This is a genomic window from Chryseobacterium sp. MYb264 (genome assembly GCF_035974275.1).
In the GTDB taxonomy this organism is placed as follows: domain Bacteria; phylum Bacteroidota; class Bacteroidia; order Flavobacteriales; family Weeksellaceae; genus Chryseobacterium.
The window spans coordinates 4,643,145-4,663,292 of sequence record NZ_CP142422.1; the positions used below are offsets into that span (position 1 = coordinate 4,643,145).

The window sequence follows — 20,148 nt, forward strand, 5'->3', positions numbered from 1 at the left end:
GAAATTATAAGATTCAGGCAAAGCTGTTGTATCGATAAAGGTACCTCCCGTAAATAAGCATCCTTTATAGATTTAATCCTTATTTTCCTGTCGAATAATATCTACACTGTCAACGACGAAAATCGACTCTATTTTGGCACGGCTGGCTCGGGAATTGATCATTCTATTATAACAATATGATGAAAAACAAATCATTGGTTTTGACAGAACATGGATGATTTAAAATATTTTTAAAAGTGATTTGGTGTATAAAAACACAAATGATGAAAAAAGATTATTTCGAATAACGCAACATTTAACAAAAGATGAAAAAACAAACCTCCGATATCCTCGGAGGTTTTAGTTTTTAATTACTGACCTTAGAAACAAAACGTAATTAAAAACAAATATTGAAATCAACAATATACCACTGGGAAAATAATGTATCTGTTTATCTTATGTTTCACTTTGTAATGAACCATATGTCTGTTTATTTGATTTATACTAATTAAGTCTTATAATAAAGACAGTCAGAAATTGCTTTTTATTACATCAAAAAAAATGCCTGTAAAAAATTACAGACATCAAAATAATATACTCTATTTTCAGTTGGTGAATTTTAATGGGTATTTCACATTTTTTATTCCGTCGATACTCGCTTTCAGAGATCCAACAGCAAGTTCAGCCTTTAACAATAACGGGACATGATTGGCATCGTTAGATACCCACATCATCACCCCTTCTTTTTCCTTAAACACTCTTCCGCTCTGTACCGAAGGAACTATTTTCAGACAATTAATGGTTCCGAATTTGGTTTTTAGATTTTCTGTGCCCACCACTTTCAGTTGAAAAGGAAACAGCTCATCATCAATCCAGACATTCATTTTGATTACCGTTCCTATTTTTAGCTCAACAGGGCTCTTGCTTCTTAAATAATAGAAACAGGAAAGCATATCCTGAACATCTTTTACCGATTTTAATGTTTTGGAGCCATTAGCCGGATTTTTTTTATCGGTAAGAAGAAGCGTATGATTGTCGTGATTAAATGTTGTTTCATAATGCTGGGTATATCCGCCTTCACGTACGTTTCTCACATAAAAGCTCGGAAGCTCTGTCTGCATGTTAATATAGCTTTCATAAAGATCCTCCACCTTGAAAAAAGCTTTTACAGCGCCTGTAGTCACACCGGTTCCCTTTACATAGAGATGAGGAATGCCTTTATATATTGTTTTTTTGGCCGTGAGATTGGCGCTTCCGGCATTCAGGATTCCGTAATGAATTCTGAAGGTCAGCGATTCTCCGTCAGCAATATTAGTAATCTGGCTAAAACTCAGACAAAATGTGAATATTGCTAAAAAAAATGAAATTTTTTTCATGATTACTCAGTTACAAAAAGGTTGCCAAATAAAATTATTAAACATATTTGATAAATCTCAGGTTTTTATTTAGAATGAATTAAATATGCTTCGCATTAAAATTAGTAAATTTGCAAACATACATATTATTAAATTATCTTTTATACTATGATCACTACAGATATATTGATTATTGGAGCCGGGCCAACTGGATTGTTTGCTGTTTTTGAGGCAGGTTTGCTAAAAATGAAATGCCATATTATTGATGCACTTCCTCAGCCTGGTGGACAGTTGGCAGAATTATATCCTAAAAAACCGATTTTTGATATCCCTGGTTATCCATCGGTAAATGCGGGAGAACTAGTTGATAATTTAATGGAGCAGATCAAGCAATTCCAACCTGGATTTACTTTAGGAGAAACAGCCGTTTCCTACACTAAAGTGGATGATGAATGGTTTGAAGTTGTAACTAATAAAGGAACTGTTCACAGATGTAAAGCTATTGCTATTGCAGGTGGTTTAGGTACTTTTGAACCAAGAAAACCCGCTTTCGAAAATCTTGCAGATTATGAAGAAAAAGGTCTTGAATATTTCGTAAAAGAGCCTGAGCACTTCAGAGATAAAAAAGTGGTTATCGCCGGAGGTGGAGATTCTGCGCTAGACTGGAGTATTTTCCTTTCAAACGTAGCAAGCGAAGTAACGTTGATTCACAGAAGAAATGAATTCCGTGGGGCTTTGGATTCTGTAGAAAAAGTTCAGGAGCTTAAAAATCAGGGGAAAATCAAATTGATTACACCTGCTGAGGTTACCGGAGTAAAAGGTGACGGTAAAGTCGAAGCGATTACGGTTGCGGTTGACGGACAGGAAGCTTATGACATGGAAACTGATTATTTTATTCCTTTATTCGGATTAACACCTAAATTGGGAGAAATCGGAAACTGGGGATTAAATATCGAGAAAAATGCGATCGTTGTCAATAATGCTTTAGATTACCAAACCAATATCGAAGGGATTTATGCTATTGGAGATATCAACACCTACCCTGGGAAGTTAAAATTGATTCTGTGTGGTTTTCACGAAGCGACTTTAATGTGTCAGAGTGTTTACAACAGACTCAATCCGGGTAAAAAATTCGTTCTTAAATATACAACCGTGAGTGGTGTAGACGGATTCGACGGAAGTAGAAAAGAAGCTGAGAAGGCAGTTGTGAAAAAAATTGACTAAATTTGTTGCCGGTTGAAGGTTAGTAGTTAAGAATGACAAATGCCATCAGCTACAAACAAATCAACAATCAACAAAAATGAGCGATATAAATATAAAGATCACCGATAGGGAAGGGGTGACTCATGATGTGGTAGCACCTACGGATATGTCCATGAATTTAATGGAAATCATCCGTTCGTATGAATTAGCAGAAGAAGGAACTATCGGAGTTTGTGGAGGAATGGCGATGTGCGCTTCTTGTCAGGTTTACGTGGTAAACGATCCGGGTCTTGAGCCTATGGGCGATGAAGAAGATGCAATGCTTGCCGAAGCTTTCCATGTAAAAGATAACAGCAGATTGGGTTGCCAACTGCACATGGTAATGGAAATGGAAGGTCTTGAAGTAGAAATTGCTCCTTATCCTTAGAAAGTTTTTAACTTAAAATATAAAAACTCCTGAAGATTTTTCTTCGGGAGTTTTTTTGTTATAGATTGATTAGCTTATAATTCCTCTCGTAACCAATCAAAATATACTTTATCAAAAAATTTAGGCTCAATATCTAAATTTTCTATTTCATCTTCATTACATGGATATGCATGTGCTATTTGTCCTGATTTATTGATTTCAAATAACATTAAATTTGTTTCGATACCTGTATTTGAAATTCCTATACTTTTGTCTACTTTAACACCAAATCTTAAATTTTCACTGTGTAAAATTAAATCAAAATATTCTGTAAAAGAATCTAAAAGTATAGGTTCTAAATGAGATTCGTTTATTTCAGAGAAAAAGTAGGAAATATTTTTTTTGAGGGCTAATTTTATAATATCGGCTTTGTTAATTTTGCTTGTTAAATAATGTTTTGGATAATCTTTTGAACTTGCCATTTTTGAATGAAATACTCTGGTAGCATTCATAAAGTCAATTTTTGCGGTATTAATCCATCTAATTAAATTAAAGCCAACACGTTTAAATTCGTCTAAATCTTCAGTATAAAAAAGACTAGAATCTTCTTCATATACTTCTCTTATGAAATCTTCCTCATTTGCTGTAGAGTACTTCGAACAAGTATGTCTCCATAATGCAATTAATTCTTGATCAATTATATTTAAACGATTTCCTTGTGTACAATTTATTGGACATTCTAAATTTTCACGGATAAAATCTATAAATTCTCTTTCAGTAGATAGACCATCATATTTATCAAATAGTTGCTGATTCATGTGTTTTAGTTTTATGTAAATATATGGTTATAGGTAATATTAATGAGATATTTTTTTATATAAATTTAAACTTCCTCTTTCGTAATCCATTTCCCAACCTTTGGAGCAACATAATTTTTCATCATCTCCAGCAATTCATCAATATTATTGCTGATCAATAACATCTCCCGATTAATTTGCTTTAAAAATCCTTTATCAACCATTGTTTGAACAAGCTTAATTAAATCATCATAAAATCCATCAATATTCAAAACAGCGATCGGTTTTTTGTGAAGTCCGAGTTGTGCCCATGTGATCATTTCGAAAAACTCTTCCAAAGTTCCGTAGCCACCGGGAAGAACAATTACACCATCGCAAAGTTCATTCATTTTGGTTTTTCTTTCGTGCATGGTTTCAACCAAAATTAATTCAGTCAATTGTTTGTGAGCAATCTCTTTTGATTGTAAGAAATGAGGAAGAACTCCGATTGCTTTTCCGCCTGCATTCAAAGCTCCGTCTGCAACAGCGCCCATTAAACCGACATCTGCGCCGCCGTAAATTAATTGAATATTTTGTTTGGCTAAAGTCTGCCCGAGCAAAGTTGCCTGTTCTTTATATATTTCGTCCGAACCAAAACTTGATCCGCAGAATACTGTGATGCTTTTCATTGTTAAAATAGAATTAAAATTTTTTCTTTTGAGGAGATTGTCTGTTAGAGAAGAAAGATAAGATTTCAATATTTTCTTTTCTTACACGATAATACATGGTATTGAATTCGAGAATGACTGCTTTATGAATATTTTTATCCTCGGATTTTGGAAATATGTTAGGGTTTTTAGAAATAATTTCTGTGATACTTTCAAGTTTATGAACGAGCTTCTTGATTTCTTTATCGGTGAAATTATTTTGAAGATATTCTATTGTTTGCTCTAATTCACTTAAAGCATTGGGAGTCCAGAAAATGTTATAACCATTTTCCATATAATTTTCTTGCTTCGGAATGAGATTTTAGTTCATCATTATCAGCTTCAGATATTCCTTTTTCGATGGATTTTTTTTCTTCTTCGGAAACAGAATCCCACCAGTCTTTTGTTTCTTCTTTTCTGAACTGAATTAATTTTTTAATAATAGAAGTATCCTCCAATGTTGATAACCATTGAATTAATTCAAGCTTTTCATTAAGAGTCTGTGCGTTCATACCTTGTATTATTTATTCAAATGTATCACTTTTATATTAAAAATAAGATTGATTTAAAACTAAAAATCTCCAAAATCAAAATGACTTTGGAGATTCAATATAGCAATTTTACAATTTTATTTTTGAGGAATATTTGCTAAAATATCTTTCGTAAATGCCCAGAATTTCTGAGTTGAAGAAATATTCGCTTTTTCATCTGGAGAGTGTGCCCCACGGATTGTCGGTCCGAAACTTACCATTTCCATTTCAGGATAATTGGCTCCGATGATTCCGCATTCTAAACCTGCGTGACAAGCTACAACGTGAGGTTTTTCATTAAACTTTTCAGTATAGATTTTCTCCATCAACTGAACGATCTCAGAACCCGGTTTTGGTTTCCAACCTGGATAAGAACCACTGAAAACAGTATTCATTCCAGCCAATTCTGCAACAGATTTCAATTGTTCAGCCACTGAATCTTTTGAGGAATCTACCGATGATCTTGAAAGATTTAAAATTTTCAAACCACCTTCTTTTAATTCAACTCTTGCAACGTTGTTTGATGATTCTACCAAATCTTTTACATCCGGACTCATTCTGTAAACTCCGTTGTGAAGAGATTTTAACGTCAAAATAATCTTCTTTGAATCTGCTTCAGAAATCGCTTTATCAGAAGAAGTTGCATTTTCAATATTGATTTGAAGATTGGGTTCTACGCTTGCAAATTCTTCTAAAACTTCCTTTTTAAGACCGTTTGTAAGCTCTTCGATAAATTCCTGAGCATTTCTCACAGAAGCAATCGCAACACCTTCTCTCGGAATCGCGTTTCTCAATCCACCTCCGTCAATAGAAATTAGTTGGATATTTTCTTTTTCCAATGCTTTATAAAGAAGTCTTCCTAAGATTACATTCGCATTTCCGAAACCTTTGTGGATGTCCATTCCGGAGTGACCACCCTGAAGACCTTTCACTTCAAATCTTACAATTTGTCCGTTAGCAGCTTCTGTGGAGTAGTTTTGAGAAATCGTAACATCAATTCCACCTGCACAACCGATATCGATTTCGTCATCTTCTTCGGTGTCAAGATTTAACAAAATTTGCCCGGTTAATTGTCCGGGTTTTAAACCTAAAGCACCCGTCATTCCCGTTTCTTCATCAATAGTAAAAAGCGCTTCCAAATCAGGGTGAGGAATGTCTGAACTTTCTAAAATCGACATGATCGTAGCAACGCCCAAACCGTTATCAGCACCTAAAGTTGTACCTTTTGCCTTTACCCAGTCGCCATCAACTTCCATTTTGATTCCTTCTGTTTCAAAATCAAAATTTACATCATTGTTTTTCTGGCAAACCATGTCTAAATGCGATTGCATCACAATCGATTTACGGTTTTCCATTCCCGCTGTGGCAGGTTTTTTAATAATTACGTTTCCTACATCATCTACCGTAGTTTCCAGTCCTAGATTTTCACCGAATTCTTTTATGAAAGCAATTACTTTTTCTTCTTTTTTTGATGGTCTTGGAACAGCATTTAGCTTGGAAAAATTTTTCCAGATTATTTGCGGTTCTATATGAGATAGCTCCATGAAATTTTTATTTTTTTCAAAATTACGAAATAAAAAATGCTTCCGTAAATCAGAAGCAATATTTTTGCAAGAAGCAAGAAGTCAATTAACAACCACATTCACCATAAATAGGTGTGGTTTCCACTGTACCATCAGGTTTTTCAATGGTCAGCGTACCTTCAAATAATAAAGCCTCTTCGCCTTTTATTTTCTTGCCTTTTACAGAGATTTTATAGTCTTCATTTTCAATTTCTTTTGTTAAGACTTCATCAGCTTCCATGTCGCTGGAGGAGATCAGATTCATAGCCAATCTTTTGCCGTCCAGTTTCATATACGCAGTTTTTCCTGCATCGTCCGCATAAATGTATTTTTCGTTCTCGAAATCAGCTTTATTTCTGGCGAAATAACAAGAGCATTCTTTAATTTCAGCCGGAAAAGCAAAAGTTTCCACTAAAATTTTTTCTGAAGAATTTTTTACATTCGCAGAATCGTGAGCAATTTGTACCGAATCTGAAACTGCAGATCCCGAAGTGGCTTCTTTGTCTTTTTTACAGGCGACCAATAAGAGCGCCGAAACGAAAATGATTATATATTTCATTTTTTGTGGTTTATTTTATTATCCTCTTGCTCTTTCCAGGAGAGTCATCATCAATAATGAAAGAATCACTAAGCTTTCCTCTTCGTCATCAATATCAATTAATCGGTCAAGCTGAAATCTTCTTCCAAAGAAAGACGGCATTTTTTTCAATTTAAAATACGCTTTTCCATCCATTCCTGTAATGGTGTAAGAAGGGTTTAGGAAATATCCTGTAAACATCCCGATAATTGGGATTTCACCTACCATGCCGTCAAAAAATCTTACCCAGGCATTATCTTCCTGAATTTTGAATTTTGGCTGATCGGTGGCATCCAGAATATCGTAGCTTGCTTTCCATATAGAACGCATTCCTTTTCTTGCCAGTCTTCCGTAGCTTTTTCCTGTCTGTACTTCGTTTAAAGAATAAGAAGCATTGAAATCGATCCATTTATTGGCTCTGATTCTGAAAAGTTCCTTCGACTTGCTTTCGTCATTGAAAACGATAACGTCTTCTTTCAGTTTAAACATTTTCTGACGAACGTAAGCCACGTAGTTTCCGTTTTTATCCGTGATATTGAAATCACTCGCCAATGTGGAAATTTTGAATTTGAAATCTAACGGGTAATTTAGATTGTTAAGTACCATTGTTTATTTTTTCAAGTTAATATTTAGTCCGCCAAAGATAATATTTTTAATTGAAGATAAGAAGCCTGAAAAAGGGTGAATCATGTCTTTTTTGAGGTGAAATTCTTTTTAATTTGTTAATTTAAACTGAAAACTATCACGCTTCAATTATCAACAATAATCACTATTTTTGTCTGATGGATTACCCAAGTAAAGTTTTGGCAAAAGCAGTGGATGAAATTTCAGGATTACCCGGAATTGGCAGAAAAACGGCTTTACGTTTAGCATTGCATTTATTAAAGCAACCCAATTCCCGTGCGACGAGTTTGGGGAATTCACTGATCAATCTTGTGAATGAGATCAAGTATTGTAAAGAATGTCATAATTTTTCTGATTTTGAAATTTGTGAAATCTGCAGCAATGATAAAAGAAATGGCGAGGTAATCTGCATTGTGGAGGATGTTCGTGACGTGATTGCCATCGAAAATACAGGAAAGTATACCGGTAAATATCTTATTCTTGGTGGAAAAATTTCGCCTATGGAAGGAGTAGGACCTCACCAGTTAAATATCCCGAGTATTGAAAAAAAGGTAAACAGCGGAAGTGTAAAAGAACTCATTTTTGCGCTTAGTGCCACCATGGAAGGAGATACTACGGCTTATTATATTTATAAGAAGTTCAAGGATTTTAACGTAAATTTTTCAAGTATCGCAAGGGGAATTTCTGTAGGAGATGAGTTGGAATATGCGGATGAGGTTTCTTTGGGAAGATCAATTGTGAACCGATTACCTTATAATGAGGGGATGGGCTAAAAAATCATTTAACACTTTAAAAACTATGAATGTATGATTAAAATTTTGTATGAATTTATTTTCAATAATTTTGTTAAATATTGGCCTATTATCATCTACTTTTTTATCAATGCTCTTTTTATTTTAAAGTATGGGGAAAGCTATAATATTCCATTATTGATAGCTTATTTTACGGGTATTTTAGTTATTGTCAAATTTTATAATAAAACTGATTTTAAAGAATCTGCTTATAAAATTTTATTCTGGAGTTTAGGGATTCTCTTTTTTTGTGGGAGTGTGGGCGTAAATTATGTGATAGATGGTAAATCTCTGAATGTAGACAGATGGGATGCCATGGAAATTGGAATAAAAGCTATTCTAAATAATGAATATCCTTACTCTATTAAGGATTATATGGGTAGAGAATCTTCCAATTTGCCTTTTTTGATCATTCTGGGGATGCCTTTTTATCTTCTTTTTGGAAGCGTTGGGTATCTACAGTGTTTTTGCTTTTTATTATTTTTATATATAATTTTTAAAATTTTTAAGGATTATAAACAGAGGTTAATCATTTTGATTTTCCTTGCTTTTTCTCCAAGTTATTTGTGGGAAATTTATACGAAAAGTGATCTATTTTCAAATTTTATTATTCTTGTAGCTTTAATATACCTAATTCAGAAAAACTTTGTTGAAAAGAAAAATTTAAACATAATTACTGTTTCCATATTAATATCATTAATGGTGCTTACTCGGTTTTCAGTCATCATTCCATTGATATTGCTCTTCTTTAGACCTTTCTTTAAACTTTCAATAAAGGATAAGTTACTATTTGTTTTAAGTTCTGTAATAACTATCTCTTCTGTTTTATATCTGTTTTTTCATCAAGCAGAAAGTCTGGATTTATTCGTTAAACATAATCCATTGATTATACAAGCAGGAAAACAGCCCGTTATAGTAACTGCATTATATATTATTACTGCCCTTATTCTATCTTTTAAAGTAAAACTTCTTCAACATATTATTCTTTGGGGAGGCGGGATTTTGTTCATCTGTATTTTATTAACCTTTTCATACTATATGGTGGTATTAGGATATGAGAATATGATCACTAATTCGAATTTTGATATCAGTTTTTTCAATATGTCGATGCCATTTATAGTAATTGCCATGGGCATGAAGGTTTTTATCAATCTTAAATCTCAAAGGCAGTAGTGGTTTCTGTTATTATCCCAATATATAACGCAGAAAAAACTGTAGTCAATGCTTTAAATTCTATTAAAGCACAGACGATTGGAATCGAAAATTTTGAAATTATCATCATTAATGACGGTTCTACGGATACAAGTAAAATAATCGTTGAAAATTATCAGAAAGAAAATCCTAAAATGAATATTAAGCTTGTAGAACAGGTTAATGGAGGGGTTTCAAAAGCAAGAAATACAGGATTAAAAATAGCCAAAGGTGACTATATGGCACTTCTTGATGCGGATGATGAATGGTTGCCTGAAAAAATAGAAAAACAGCTAAAATATCTTCTGGATGATAATTTAAAAATTGATTTTCTTGCCACCAGAAGAAATAATAATGAAATTTTATTTCCCTATAAAATCATCAATCACCTTGCTGAAATTACCTTTGAAAAATTACTGATCAGAAATGAGGCGCAGCCTTCAACGGTTTTGTTCAAAAGAAAAATACTGGAGAATACCGGTTTTTTTAATGACGATCAGAGGTATGCTGAAGATTTGAATTACTGGATGAAGATCTCAGAAAATAATACCATGTATATTCTTGATGAAAGTCTTTTGATTGCTGATGGCGGAAAAAGAACATTTGGTGTCTCCGGGCTTTCTGCCAATCTTTCAGCAATGGAGAAGGGGTTTCAGCGAAATATTAAAGAAATGTATGCTGCTAAACGTATCCATTTGACGAAATATATTTTTCTTAAACTTTTTTATAAAGCGAAATATGTACTGTTGCTCAGCAGAACATTTTATTATAAACAAAAAACAACAAATTAAAAAGAAGATTAACCATGAAGCTGTCTGTCGTTATTGTCAATTATAATGTGACTCAATTATTAAGAAATTGTCTTTTATCTCTTGAAAAATATATAAAAGATATTGATTACGAAGTGGTCATTATTGATAATGCCTCTCCGGATTCTTCATGGAAAGAGCTTATTACTGAATTTCCAAGTTACACATTCATTGATTCACCGGAAAATGAAGGTTTTTCTAAAGCAAATAATAAGGCGATAAAAATAGTCAATGGAGAATATCTTTTAATTTTAAATCCTGATACTGAATTGGAAGGTTTTTATATGAAGCAAGTGTTGGATTTTGCAGACTCTAAACCTGATTTTGGTTGTTTAGGCTTGAGAATGCACGATGCAAAGGGGCAGTTTCTTCCTGAAAGCAAAAGATCAGTTCCTGATATGTTCAATTCTTTCGAGAAGTTATTTACCAATTTTAAGAAAAACAATTCCAAATCCTATTATCGAAATGATATAGGGGAATTTGATATTGCTGAAGTGGAAGTGGTTACCGGAGCTTTTCTTCTGGTGAAAAGAGATGTTTATAATAGGATAGGAGGGCTTGATGATGCGTATTTTATGTATGGGGAAGATATTGATCTTTGTTATACACTACTCAGAAACGGTTACCGAAATTACTATTATGGTAAAGAATCTATTTTACATCATAAAGGTGAAAGTACCATCAAAGATGAGGTTTACTTAGAAAGGTTTTATGGAGCAATGCAGATTTTTATCAGCAAATATTACAGGGAATCGAAGTCTTTGCAATATTCATTTTTAAATGCAGGATTAAAACTTAGACATAAGATTGAAAAAATCAAGCTAAAATAAAAAAGCAACTCCATGGAGTTGCTTTCGTTGTATATAATATTACTATCGTATTATTTAGCTGGAGCTGCCGGAGTTTGAGCCGGAGCTGTTGTAGAAGCCGGAGTATTAGATTGTGCCGGAGCTTCAGTTTTTACAGGTTGAGCTGCTGATGGAGCTGCCACTGATGGTTTTCCGGTGATAACAACACTTAGAAGAATAAGAACAATAATTGTTCCTCCCAAAGTCCATGTTGCTTTTTCCATGAAATCATTGGTTCTCTGTACTCCGAACTGTGCAGAAGATGCACCTCCAAAAGTACTTGAAAGACCTCCACCTTTAGGGTTTTGAGCCATAACAACGATTACCAGTAAAATGCTGGCGATCATAATAAGAACCATCAATAGTGTAAATATAGTATCCATTAATTTTGATATCTTTTTGAATGGGCAAATTTAATCTTTTTTTACCGAATGACAAAAAAAGATCGTGGTAAAAATAAAAAACGGCAACAAGTGTTGCCGTTTTTTATATTAAATAAGGCTGTTTTATTTAAAATCAGAATCTTTAGCCTGGTTCAGAACATAAGATTGTACCGCTAAATTGATATCCATTCCGCCCATATTCTGAATAATGGTAAACGGAAGCTTTACACCGGACACATCTTTATAATCTGCATAACTCGTAGGGATAGATCCTCCTTCCCCTGCTTTTACTTCTCCTGTTTTTAAGCCTGTAGCAACACTGTAGTAATACGTTACCTTGTCTCCTTTTACAACATAAGAATCTTCATTGTTGTATTTCTCGATACCGGCAAGTTTCAGGGTGGCATTTTTAGCAAAATTTAATTCAGGGAAAAGCTCTTTTTCTTTAGCCATTTCTGCTTTTTGTTTATCATCAAAAGGTTTTTTCTGTCCCTGAGCTTCCATATATCCGTCTTTACCGTCAAAAACGATTTTCTGGATCGTGTTGCCCATCATGCTGATGTTCATCGCCATTTTTCCTCCTTTTGCCTGAACCATTTTCATGGCCATATCCATCCCCTGAACTTTAGTGGTTGCGTCTGTAGAAATAGACGTGATTTTCTGAACAGCTGCTGTTCCTCCGATAGCGTTGATGTATTTATCAGCAACTGAACCCAACGTTACGCTGGCATCTACTTTTTGAGCTGCCGGTTTTGCAACAGGATTAGCCTCTTTGTCATAATATTTTACAGGATAACCCAATTTTTCCAATCCTTCAGAAATATCAGACGCTTTACCTGCGATGAAGATTCTGCTTTGGTTTGGTAAAATCGTTGCTTTTACAGCGTTGGTTACATCTGCAGAAGTTACTTTATCAATAGATTTCAGATAGTTGGCGTAGAAATCAGAAGGTAAATCCTGAACTTTTTCGTTTAAAGCAAATCTTGCGATAGTTTCAGGTTTTTCCAAAGCTAAGATGAAAGCTCCTTTCAATTTTGCCTTAGCATTTGCCAGTTCGTCAGGTTTTACGGTAGAAATTGCATTAAGCTCATTCATAAACTCCTTAACCGCTTTATCGGTAACTTCGTTTCTTACACTTGCTTCCGCCGTAAATTCCGGAGAATATTTGCTAGCTGTCATGCTTGAATAAGCTCCATAAGTGAAACCATTTTTCTCACGAAGATTCATGAAAAGTCTTGCTTCACCACCGCCTCCAAGGATGTAGTTTGCAATGGTTGCAGGGAAATAATTAGGATCTTTCATTTTCAGCGTGTTCAGGTTGTTTAATGAAACAACAGACTGTACAGCAGAAGGAACATCCACTACATTAATTTCAGTTTTAGCAACATTAGAAGCCGGTTCAAGCTGAGTAGCCGGTGTGTTTGCCTTTTTCCATCCGTTAAATGCTTTTTCAACCAAAGGTTTAACCTGATCAAATTTCACATCTCCAACGATTACTAAATAAGCATTGTCTGGAGCGTAATATTTTTTATAAATATTTTGAACGTCTGCCAGCTGAATTTTGTTGATCGATTCAACCGTTTCAAACTCACCTCTGGCCGTATTTTTTCCGTACATCAAAGCATTAGAAACTCTTCCTGCAATGGCATCTGCACTTTTTTCAGAAGATTTTAAACCTTCAACTGCCCTTTCTTTAGAATTTTGAATTTCCTCAGCAGAAAATTTAGGATTTACGATCGCATCTGCCATCAAACTTAAAACTTCCGGGAAATATTTTGAAAGTGTATTTGCAGAAGCTCCATTTGATGAGAAACCAAGATTAGCTCCAAGATAATCAACTTTTTTGTTGAAATCATCTTTGCTCATATTAGTCGTTCCGTTTTCGAACTGTTCTGCCAAGATCTGGCTTACACCCGTTACACTTCCTTCGTTGTATGGAGGTCTGTCCATAGAAAGGCTAGCGCTTACTCTTGGCAATTTGTTGTTTTCTACAACCATTACTGTAAGGCCGTTGCTTAGCTGGAAAGTTTTTGGTTTTGTAATGTTGATTGCAGGTGTTGGTCCCGCTTTCGGCATTACATTAATATCTATTTTTTGTGCTGAAACCATTCCGGTGAAGAAAAACGTTGCAGCTATATATGTTAATTGCTTTTTCATTTGTAAAAATTTAATTTTTAATAATCATATTTTAACCTAAAAAGTTTAAATGATTACTTTTTTTCAGGTACGTAATTAATGATTATTCTTTGGTTTGAATTAAGATATTTTTTAGCCGCATTTTGAAGATCCTGTCTTGTGATTCCTCTGTAAATGTCGATTTCTTTGTTGATCAAATTGGTATTGCCCATCAATACGTGGTTTGTTGCCAATGAAGCCGCAATCCCCTGAATGCTGGAGTTGGCATTTACAAACTGGTTTTCATACTGGTTCTGTAGTTTTTGGTAATCTTCTTCAGAAATTAAAGTGGTCTGAAGTTTTTTAATTTCAGCATCAATGTCAGTCTGCAAAGCTTGTTTTGTAGTTTGCCCCATTGGGATAGCAAAGAATGCGAAAATACCGTAATCTTCAAGACCTTGGTTGAAAGCCGCTACCTGAAGTGCTTTTTTATCTTGGTCAACTAATTTTTTATATAAAACTGAAGATTTACCATTACTTAAATAAGAAGAAAGCATATCTAAAATATAAGCATCTTTCTCTTTATTAGCCGGAGTTCTGTATGCAAAAACATAAGCAGGAAGTTGGATGTTCGGGTCAGTAGCCGTTACTTCTTTTTCCTGAGTAATAGGCGCATCTTTCGGATAATCTTTTGGATAAAGCGTTCCTTTTGGAATAGCCCCGTAATAATCCTGAATCCATTTTTTTGTTTGCTCAGGTTTAATGTCTCCCGCTACAACTAGAGTTGCGTTATTTGGAACATAGAATTTCTTATAAAACGCTTGGAATTCCTCTAATTTTGCAGAATTCAAATCTTCCATAGATCCGATGGTTGGCCAGTTGTATGGGTGATTCGTGAATAAATTTTTCTGAATTGTTGAGAATAAATTACCATAAGGCTGGTTATCCATTCTCAATCTTTTTTCTTCTTTTACAACCTCTCTCTGCGTGTCTACTCCAACTTGGTTGATTACCGCGTGACGCATTCTTTCAGATTCCATCCAAAGTCCCAATTGTTCGTTGTTAGACGGGAATGTTTCGTAATAATATGTTCTGTCGTTGGTGGTATTGGCGTTGTTTTGTCCTCCGTTTGATGAAACGATTTTAAACCATTCACCTCTTTTGATGTTTGGAGTTCCTTCAAATAAAAGGTGTTCGAAAAAGTGAGCAAAACCCGTTCTTCCTTTTACTTCATCTTTCGCTCCCACATGGTACATTACTCCTGTAGTAACCACCGGTGCAGAATTGTCCTGATGAAGAATTACGTGTAAACCGTTTGGAAGATCATACTCCTCGAATTTGATTTGCTGAGCATTCAAAGCCATTCCGAAGAAAGCGACTGCAACAGCAGAAATAAGTCGTTTTTTCATAAAATAGAAATTGTTTACCAATTAGTGTGAATAATGTATTATTTGTTACATTTTAGTTACAAAATATTTAGACTTATCTTTAAAATAAATTGTATGATAATTGATTACTAAAAAGTGGTATTTAAATTTTTATTAAAACCTGAAATATAAATTAATTTTGTAAACGGTAAATCTCAATAATGGAAAACTTTTTCAATCAAAATATTTCGTATGATTCTTTGGTCACGTTGTTTAGTAAAGCACCCGTTGCCATGGCTTTGGTAATGGGCGATGATCTTATTATTAACAGTGCCAATCCTCAGATTTTGGAATTGTGGGGAAGAGACGCTTCTGTGATTGGGAAACCTTTGTTTGAAGCTTTGCCGGAAGTCACTTCGCAAGGTTTTATCGAACTTTTTGATAATGTTTACAGAAAAGGTGAAATATTCAACGGAAATAAATGGCCAGTTTTCCTGAATAAATACGGAAATTATGAGGAACATTTTTTCAATTTCATCTATGCACCAATTTATAACGATGATAAGAAAATTGTCGGAGTCAGTATTGTGGCAACGGAAGTTACAGAGCAGGTAATTTCTGAACAGAAACTTAAAGAAAGCGAATACCGTTTTGAAGATTTAATAAAACAATCCGGATATTCTATCGCTATTTACCGTTCCGAGGATCTTTATATTGAATTGGCAAATGAACCCATGCTGAAAACCTGGGGAAAAGATGCTTCCGTCATTGGAATGAAGCTTGAAGACGCGATTCCTGAATTGGAAGGTCAGCCTTTTATCGGTATTTTAAAAGATATTTTTAAAACGGGAAAAACCTACACAGCCACTGAAGATGAGGTAAATTTGATCGTTGATGGAAAACTCCAGACCTTTTATTATAACTTTTCGTACAAACCTCTGAAAAATTCGGCTGGGGAAGTGTATGCCATTCATAATATGGCGGTAAATGTTACAGAACATGTTGCTGCAAGAAAAGAAATTCAGGAAAGTGAAAAAAAATATCGTGATTTGGCAGATTCTATGCCTCAATTTGTCTGGACCTGCGACAGAGAAGGGAAAATCACGTATATGAATGATAGTTGGTATAGATACATGGGATTCAGTAAAGATGAAGATGCCAATGAAGCCATTCGGAAAATCATCAGGCCAGAAGTTTATCCCAATATCATCGAGATCTGGAAACAAAGTGTAGAAACCGGAAAACCTTTTGAGGTTGAATATGAATTTAAAGATCCTAAAAATCCAAATACCTATCGCTGGTTTTTAGGGAGAGCGATTGCCAATCTTGACGAAAATGGTGAAATAAAGCAATGGATAGGCACTTTCACCGATATTGATGATTTTAAACAATTGCAGACTCAAAAAGATAATTTTCTAGGGATTGCAAGTCATGAACTGAAAACACCACTTACAAGTTTAAAATTGTATACTCAATATATCGAACAAAATTTACATAAACAAAACGATCTCAAAAACGCTGAGGTTGCCAAAAGAATGAATTCTCAGATCGATAAACTTACAGATTTAATTAATGATCTTTTGGACGTTACTAAAATTCAGAATGGTAAAATTCAGTTAAATGAATCAGATTTTGATTTTGATCTGTTGGTGGAAGAAGTCGTTACCGAACAGCAAATGACGGCGAGGCAGCAAATTATTTTCACTAAAAACAGCATCGGAAATGCCGTTGCAGATCGCCACAGGATTTCTCAGGTAATGAGTAATTTAATCAGTAATGCCATTAAATATTCTCCGGATGCCAATGAAATTCATGTCTCTGCAGAATTGGTAAATAGCAATATTAAATTTAGCGTTAAAGATTTCGGAATCGGAATTCCATCTGATAAACAAATAAAAGTTTTTGAACAATATTACCGTGTAAGCGGTACCAAAGAACATACTTTTCCGGGCTTAGGCTTAGGACTTTATATTTCATCAGAAATCATAAAACGAACAGGCGGAAAAATCTATGTACACTCGGTAGAAGGAAAGGGGTCTGATTTTTGTTTCGAAATACCTAAAATAAAAAATTAAATATGTCTAGCGCTACACAAATTTTAGTCTTGGATGACAGTCCGGCTATTGTAGATTCTATCGAAATGATGATGGAGTTTGAAGGATTATCTGTTTCCAAGTTCTATAAAGGCTCAGATATGCTCAATGCGTTGAATCCACAGGCAAAACCCAATGTTATTTTGATGGATATGTGGCTGTCTGGTGAAGACGGTAGAGATATTTGCAGAACCATTCGTGCAGATGAAAATTTAAGAGATATTCCCGTGGTTATTATGTCTGCCAGCCGAGGATTGGAGCAATCTGCACTAGATGCAGGTGCTAATGATTTTATTGCTAAACCTTTTGATATGGATGATATGATCTCGCGCATGAGATCTTATATTAAATAATAGCTATTCATTGTTTTGAAATTGAGTGTGTTATAAATGCTTGTATTTCAAAAATTTGAATTCTCCACAGAATACACTAATTTTGTGTTCCTAAATTTTTTTTGCAGCATGGAGGATTACTTGAAAGGACTGAATGAATCACAATTTGAAGCCGTTACCACATTACAGGGACCATTGATGGTGCTTGCGGGAGCCGGTTCCGGGAAAACACGTGTTTTAACGATGCGTATTGCTCATTTAATTACAAACGGCATCGATCCTTTCAATATTCTGGCACTTACCTTTACCAATAAGGCGGCAAAAGAAATGAAAGAACGTATTGCCAAAGTCGTAGGACAAAGCAATGCGAGAAGCCTTTGGATGGGTACTTTTCACTCCGTTTTTGCAAGAATCCTGAGAAGTGAGGCGCATTATTTAGGCTATCCTTCCAATTTTACCATTTACGATCAGCAGGACGCTTTAAATGTTATCAAAAAAGTGTTGAAAGACATGAATATTGATGCTGATTTGTATAAACCTAAAAAAGTTCAGGCAAGAATTTCGACCTATAAAAATAACCTGATCACGGTAAAAGCGTATTACAACAATCCCGAATTAATGGAAGCTGATGAAAAAGCAAACATGAAATTTATCGGACAGATTTATCAAAAATATGTTGAACAATGTTTCAAAAACGGTTCCATGGATTTTGATGATCTTTTGTTGAAAACCAATGAATTATTGACGCGTTTTCCTGAAGTTTTAGCTAAATATCAAGACAGATTCAGATATATTTTGGTGGATGAGTACCAGGATACGAACCACTCGCAGTATTTAATTGTAAAAGCTTTAGCTTCAAAATTCGAAAATATTTGTGTGGTAGGAGATGATGCACAATCCATCTATTCTTTCCGTGGGGCGAATATTTACAATATCTTAAACTTTAAAAAAGATTATCCTGATGCTGTTACGGTTTCTTTGGAGCAAAATTACCGTTCTACGCAGAATATCGTAAACGCAGCCAATGTGGTGATTGCCAAAAACCTTCAGCAGTTCAAGAAAAATGTTTTCAGTGAAAATGAAGAAGGTGAAAAAATAAAAGTTTACCGTTCAATGTCTGATGCCGACGAAGCCAATTTCGTTGCCGGAAATATCTGGGAAATCAGAAACCGTGAGCAGAGAAAATACAGCGATTTTGCAATTTTGTACCGAACCAACTCTCAAACGCGTGCTTTTGAAGATGCGTTGAGACGTAAAAATATTCCATATAAAGTGTATGGAGGTTTGTCATTTTACCAAAGAAAAGAGGTTAAAGATTTGATCGGATACCTGCGTCTTTTGGTAAATGAAAATGATTCTGAAGCCTTAATGAGGATCATTAATTATCCGACAAGAGGAATTGGAGATACAACACAGAATAAACTTATTGTTTTTGCAGATTCTCAAAATCTTCCAGTTTCTAAAGTATTGGATAGCCTTCCGATTTATGCTCCGCAATTAGGCTTTAATAATGGAGTTTTAAATAAATTGAATGATTTCTGGTCGATGATCAAAGCATTTCAGGTATTATTAAAAACTGAAACGGCTTATAATGTGGCGATGGAAGTGGCAAAGCGAAGTGGTTTGATCAAATTTTTAAAAGACGATCAGACGCCGGAAGGTATTTCCCGTGTGGAAAACGTTCAGGAATTGATGAACTCTATGCAGGGTTTCATCGAAGAACAAATGCAGCTGGAAGACGGAGATCCGAGTTTACCGAATTTCCTTGAAAACATCGCTCTTTCTGCAGATACTCAGAAGAAAGATGATGAAGATGATATGGTTTCTTTAATGACGATTCACCTTTCAAAAGGACTGGAGTTTCCGGTTGTGAATCTGGTTGGTTTGGAAGAAAATCTTTTCCCGAGCTTCATGAGCTCTACAACCAGAGAAGATTTGGAAGAAGAAAGGCGTTTGTTTTACGTGGCTTTAACGAGAGCGGAAAAACAGGTTTTCTTTTCGTATGCCGTTTCCCGTTTTCAGTGGGGAAAAATTACCGATGCCGAGCCTTCACGATTTTTAAGTGAAATTGATGAACAATATATAGAATTTGTAAATCCGGCAATTGAGAAGCGTTTTATTAACAATTCTGGGGTAAAATCCAATATTTTCGACGAGCATCCTTCTGAAATGAGAAGCTTCAAAAAAGTAGAAAAGAAGACTATTGAGAGAAGTGATAGTTCTAAACCTATTGCTGAACCTCGCAAACTGAAACCGGTAAGCACTGCAAAAATCATTAACCCAAGCGGAGCTTCTTCGCAGGATATTATTGTGGGAGACAGAGTACGTCATGACAGATTCGGGATTGGGGAAGTCACTTTCCTGGATGGAACAGATCCACAAAATATCAAGGCTAAAGTGGTGTTCCAACATGAAGGAGAAAAAAATCTGATCTTAAAATTCGCGAAACTTACCAAGATTTAAGCTTAGAAGTCATTTAAACTTTTAATATAAAAAACGG

The 20,148-nt window shown here is 34.7% G+C and carries 20 protein-coding genes; 9 read left to right on the plus strand and 11 right to left on the minus strand.

The annotated features are described in order from the left end of the window. Positions 1 to 584: 584 nt before the first annotated feature. Positions 585 to 1,355 carry a DUF3108 domain-containing protein gene (locus VUJ46_RS20305; protein ID WP_326982495.1) on the minus strand — a complete coding sequence of 257 codons (771 nt, stop codon included), beginning with the start codon at positions 1,353 to 1,355 and terminating at the stop codon, positions 585 to 587. Between the two features lie 147 nt (positions 1,356 to 1,502). On the opposite strand from VUJ46_RS20305, the gene VUJ46_RS20310 reads away from it, so the two are divergent. Further along, positions 1,503 to 2,558, plus strand: a complete 1,056-nt coding sequence (locus VUJ46_RS20310; RefSeq protein WP_326982496.1) for an NAD(P)/FAD-dependent oxidoreductase — start codon at positions 1,503 to 1,505, stop codon at positions 2,556 to 2,558. 76 nt (positions 2,559 to 2,634) lie between these two features. Further along, positions 2,635 to 2,964, plus strand: coding sequence for a ferredoxin (locus tag VUJ46_RS20315; protein WP_326982497.1), 330 nt, complete (start codon positions 2,635 to 2,637; stop codon positions 2,962 to 2,964). 74 nt (positions 2,965 to 3,038) lie between these two features. On the opposite strand, the gene VUJ46_RS20320 is transcribed toward VUJ46_RS20315, so the two are convergent. The 7 genes from VUJ46_RS20320 to VUJ46_RS20350 form a co-directional block, all read right to left on the minus strand. Beyond that, positions 3,039 to 3,761 carry a hypothetical protein gene (locus VUJ46_RS20320; RefSeq protein ID WP_326982498.1) on the minus strand — a complete coding sequence of 241 codons (723 nt, stop codon included), beginning with the start codon at positions 3,759 to 3,761 and terminating at the stop codon, positions 3,039 to 3,041. Between the two features lie 65 nt (positions 3,762 to 3,826). Next, complete coding sequence (locus VUJ46_RS20325; protein WP_326982499.1) at positions 3,827 to 4,408, minus strand: TIGR00730 family Rossman fold protein; 582 nt, start codon at positions 4,406 to 4,408, stop codon at positions 3,827 to 3,829. Between the two features lie 13 nt (positions 4,409 to 4,421). Further along, positions 4,422 to 4,721 carry a type II toxin-antitoxin system RelE/ParE family toxin gene (locus VUJ46_RS20330; protein WP_326982500.1) on the minus strand — a complete coding sequence of 100 codons (300 nt, stop codon included), beginning with the start codon at positions 4,719 to 4,721 and terminating at the stop codon, positions 4,422 to 4,424. Continuing rightward, positions 4,705 to 4,938, minus strand: a complete 234-nt coding sequence (locus tag VUJ46_RS20335; protein WP_326982501.1) for a hypothetical protein — start codon at positions 4,936 to 4,938, stop codon at positions 4,705 to 4,707. Before VUJ46_RS20335 ends, VUJ46_RS20330 begins: the two co-directional genes overlap by 17 nt. A gap of 116 nt (positions 4,939 to 5,054) precedes the next feature. Next, entirely contained in the window at positions 5,055 to 6,500 is a 1,446-nt protein-coding gene (locus tag VUJ46_RS20340; protein ID WP_326982502.1) for an aminoacyl-histidine dipeptidase, read from the minus strand. A gap of 85 nt (positions 6,501 to 6,585) precedes the next feature. Beyond that, positions 6,586 to 7,077: a hypothetical protein gene (locus VUJ46_RS20345; RefSeq protein WP_326982503.1), complete on the minus strand. Its 492-nt coding sequence runs from the start codon at positions 7,075 to 7,077 to the stop codon at positions 6,586 to 6,588. 18 nt (positions 7,078 to 7,095) lie between these two features. After that, entirely contained in the window at positions 7,096 to 7,701 is a 606-nt protein-coding gene (locus tag VUJ46_RS20350) for a hypothetical protein (RefSeq protein ID WP_312389840.1), read from the minus strand. 176 nt (positions 7,702 to 7,877) lie between these two features. Here VUJ46_RS20350 and recR point away from each other — a divergent pair, with 176 nt between their 5' ends. Genes recR through VUJ46_RS20370 form a run of 4 tightly spaced genes read left to right on the plus strand, consistent with a single transcriptional unit; the run spans position 7,878 to position 11,340 of the window. Next, a complete protein-coding gene (gene recR, locus VUJ46_RS20355) occupies positions 7,878 to 8,492 on the plus strand; it encodes a recombination mediator RecR (RefSeq protein ID WP_326982504.1) in 615 nt (204 codons plus the stop codon). 33 nt (positions 8,493 to 8,525) lie between these two features. Continuing rightward, entirely contained in the window at positions 8,526 to 9,683 is a 1,158-nt protein-coding gene (locus VUJ46_RS20360; RefSeq protein ID WP_326982505.1) for a hypothetical protein, read from the plus strand. Further along, positions 9,683 to 10,492 carry a glycosyltransferase family 2 protein gene (locus tag VUJ46_RS20365; RefSeq protein WP_326982506.1) on the plus strand — a complete coding sequence of 270 codons (810 nt, stop codon included), beginning with the start codon at positions 9,683 to 9,685 and terminating at the stop codon, positions 10,490 to 10,492. The genes VUJ46_RS20360 and VUJ46_RS20365 overlap by 1 nt, the downstream gene beginning before the upstream one ends. Positions 10,493 to 10,506: 14 nt before the next feature. After that, positions 10,507 to 11,340 carry a glycosyltransferase family 2 protein gene (locus tag VUJ46_RS20370; RefSeq protein WP_326982507.1) on the plus strand — a complete coding sequence of 278 codons (834 nt, stop codon included), beginning with the start codon at positions 10,507 to 10,509 and terminating at the stop codon, positions 11,338 to 11,340. 50 nt (positions 11,341 to 11,390) lie between these two features. Here VUJ46_RS20370 and secG read toward each other — a convergent pair whose 3' ends face one another. The 3 genes from secG to VUJ46_RS20385 form a co-directional block, all read right to left on the minus strand. After that, a complete protein-coding gene (gene secG, locus VUJ46_RS20375) occupies positions 11,391 to 11,741 on the minus strand; it encodes a preprotein translocase subunit SecG (RefSeq protein WP_326982508.1) in 351 nt (116 codons plus the stop codon). A gap of 123 nt (positions 11,742 to 11,864) precedes the next feature. Continuing rightward, a complete protein-coding gene (locus VUJ46_RS20380) occupies positions 11,865 to 13,898 on the minus strand; it encodes a M16 family metallopeptidase (RefSeq protein ID WP_326982509.1) in 2,034 nt (677 codons plus the stop codon). 53 nt (positions 13,899 to 13,951) lie between these two features. Continuing rightward, on the minus strand, positions 13,952 to 15,265 hold the full coding sequence (locus tag VUJ46_RS20385; RefSeq protein ID WP_326982510.1) for a M16 family metallopeptidase: 1,314 nt from the start codon (positions 15,263 to 15,265) through the stop codon (positions 13,952 to 13,954). 179 nt (positions 15,266 to 15,444) lie between these two features. Between VUJ46_RS20385 and VUJ46_RS20390 the strand changes: the two genes are divergently transcribed. The 3 genes from VUJ46_RS20390 (at position 15,445) to VUJ46_RS20400 (ending at position 20,111) form a co-directional block, all read left to right on the plus strand. Further along, positions 15,445 to 17,298: a PAS domain-containing protein gene (locus VUJ46_RS20390; protein ID WP_326982511.1), complete on the plus strand. Its 1,854-nt coding sequence runs from the start codon at positions 15,445 to 15,447 to the stop codon at positions 17,296 to 17,298. A gap of 2 nt (positions 17,299 to 17,300) precedes the next feature. Then, a complete protein-coding gene (locus tag VUJ46_RS20395; RefSeq protein ID WP_326982512.1) occupies positions 17,301 to 17,669 on the plus strand; it encodes a response regulator transcription factor in 369 nt (122 codons plus the stop codon). A 108-nt stretch (positions 17,670 to 17,777) separates the two neighbouring features. After that, positions 17,778 to 20,111, plus strand: a complete 2,334-nt coding sequence (locus VUJ46_RS20400) for an ATP-dependent helicase (protein WP_326982513.1) — start codon at positions 17,778 to 17,780, stop codon at positions 20,109 to 20,111. The last annotated feature ends 37 nt before the right edge of the window (positions 20,112 to 20,148 follow it).

Bases quoted from the DNA above. Each gene is read 5' to 3' on its own strand.
- VUJ46_RS20350 (WP_312389840.1), bottom strand. From the start codon at position 7,701: ATGGTACTTAACAATCTAAATTACCCGTTAGATTTCAAATTCAAAATT.
- VUJ46_RS20395 (WP_326982512.1), top strand. From the start codon at position 17,301: ATGTCTAGCGCTACACAAATTTTAGTCTTGGATGACAGTCCGGCTATT.
- secG (WP_326982508.1), bottom strand. From the start codon at position 11,741: ATGGATACTATATTTACACTATTGATGGTTCTTATTATGATCGCCAGC.
- VUJ46_RS20380 (WP_326982509.1), bottom strand. From the start codon at position 13,898: ATGAAAAAGCAATTAACATATATAGCTGCAACGTTTTTCTTCACCGGA.
- VUJ46_RS20315 (WP_326982497.1), top strand. From the start codon at position 2,635: ATGAGCGATATAAATATAAAGATCACCGATAGGGAAGGGGTGACTCAT.
- VUJ46_RS20340 (WP_326982502.1), bottom strand. From the start codon at position 6,500: ATGGAGCTATCTCATATAGAACCGCAAATAATCTGGAAAAATTTTTCC.
- VUJ46_RS20330 (WP_326982500.1), bottom strand. From the start codon at position 4,721: ATGGAAAATGGTTATAACATTTTCTGGACTCCCAATGCTTTAAGTGAA.
- VUJ46_RS20310 (WP_326982496.1), top strand. From the start codon at position 1,503: ATGATCACTACAGATATATTGATTATTGGAGCCGGGCCAACTGGATTG.
- VUJ46_RS20320 (WP_326982498.1), bottom strand. From the start codon at position 3,761: ATGAATCAGCAACTATTTGATAAATATGATGGTCTATCTACTGAAAGA.
- recR (WP_326982504.1), top strand. From the start codon at position 7,878: ATGGATTACCCAAGTAAAGTTTTGGCAAAAGCAGTGGATGAAATTTCA.
- VUJ46_RS20305 (WP_326982495.1), bottom strand. From the start codon at position 1,355: ATGAAAAAAATTTCATTTTTTTTAGCAATATTCACATTTTGTCTGAGT.
- VUJ46_RS20360 (WP_326982505.1), top strand. From the start codon at position 8,526: ATGATTAAAATTTTGTATGAATTTATTTTCAATAATTTTGTTAAATAT.
- VUJ46_RS20370 (WP_326982507.1), top strand. From the start codon at position 10,507: ATGAAGCTGTCTGTCGTTATTGTCAATTATAATGTGACTCAATTATTA.
- VUJ46_RS20400 (WP_326982513.1), top strand. From the start codon at position 17,778: ATGGAGGATTACTTGAAAGGACTGAATGAATCACAATTTGAAGCCGTT.
- VUJ46_RS20325 (WP_326982499.1), bottom strand. From the start codon at position 4,408: ATGAAAAGCATCACAGTATTCTGCGGATCAAGTTTTGGTTCGGACGAA.
- VUJ46_RS20385 (WP_326982510.1), bottom strand. From the start codon at position 15,265: ATGAAAAAACGACTTATTTCTGCTGTTGCAGTCGCTTTCTTCGGAATG.
- VUJ46_RS20335 (WP_326982501.1), bottom strand. From the start codon at position 4,938: ATGAACGCACAGACTCTTAATGAAAAGCTTGAATTAATTCAATGGTTA.
- VUJ46_RS20345 (WP_326982503.1), bottom strand. From the start codon at position 7,077: ATGAAATATATAATCATTTTCGTTTCGGCGCTCTTATTGGTCGCCTGT.
- VUJ46_RS20390 (WP_326982511.1), top strand. From the start codon at position 15,445: ATGGAAAACTTTTTCAATCAAAATATTTCGTATGATTCTTTGGTCACG.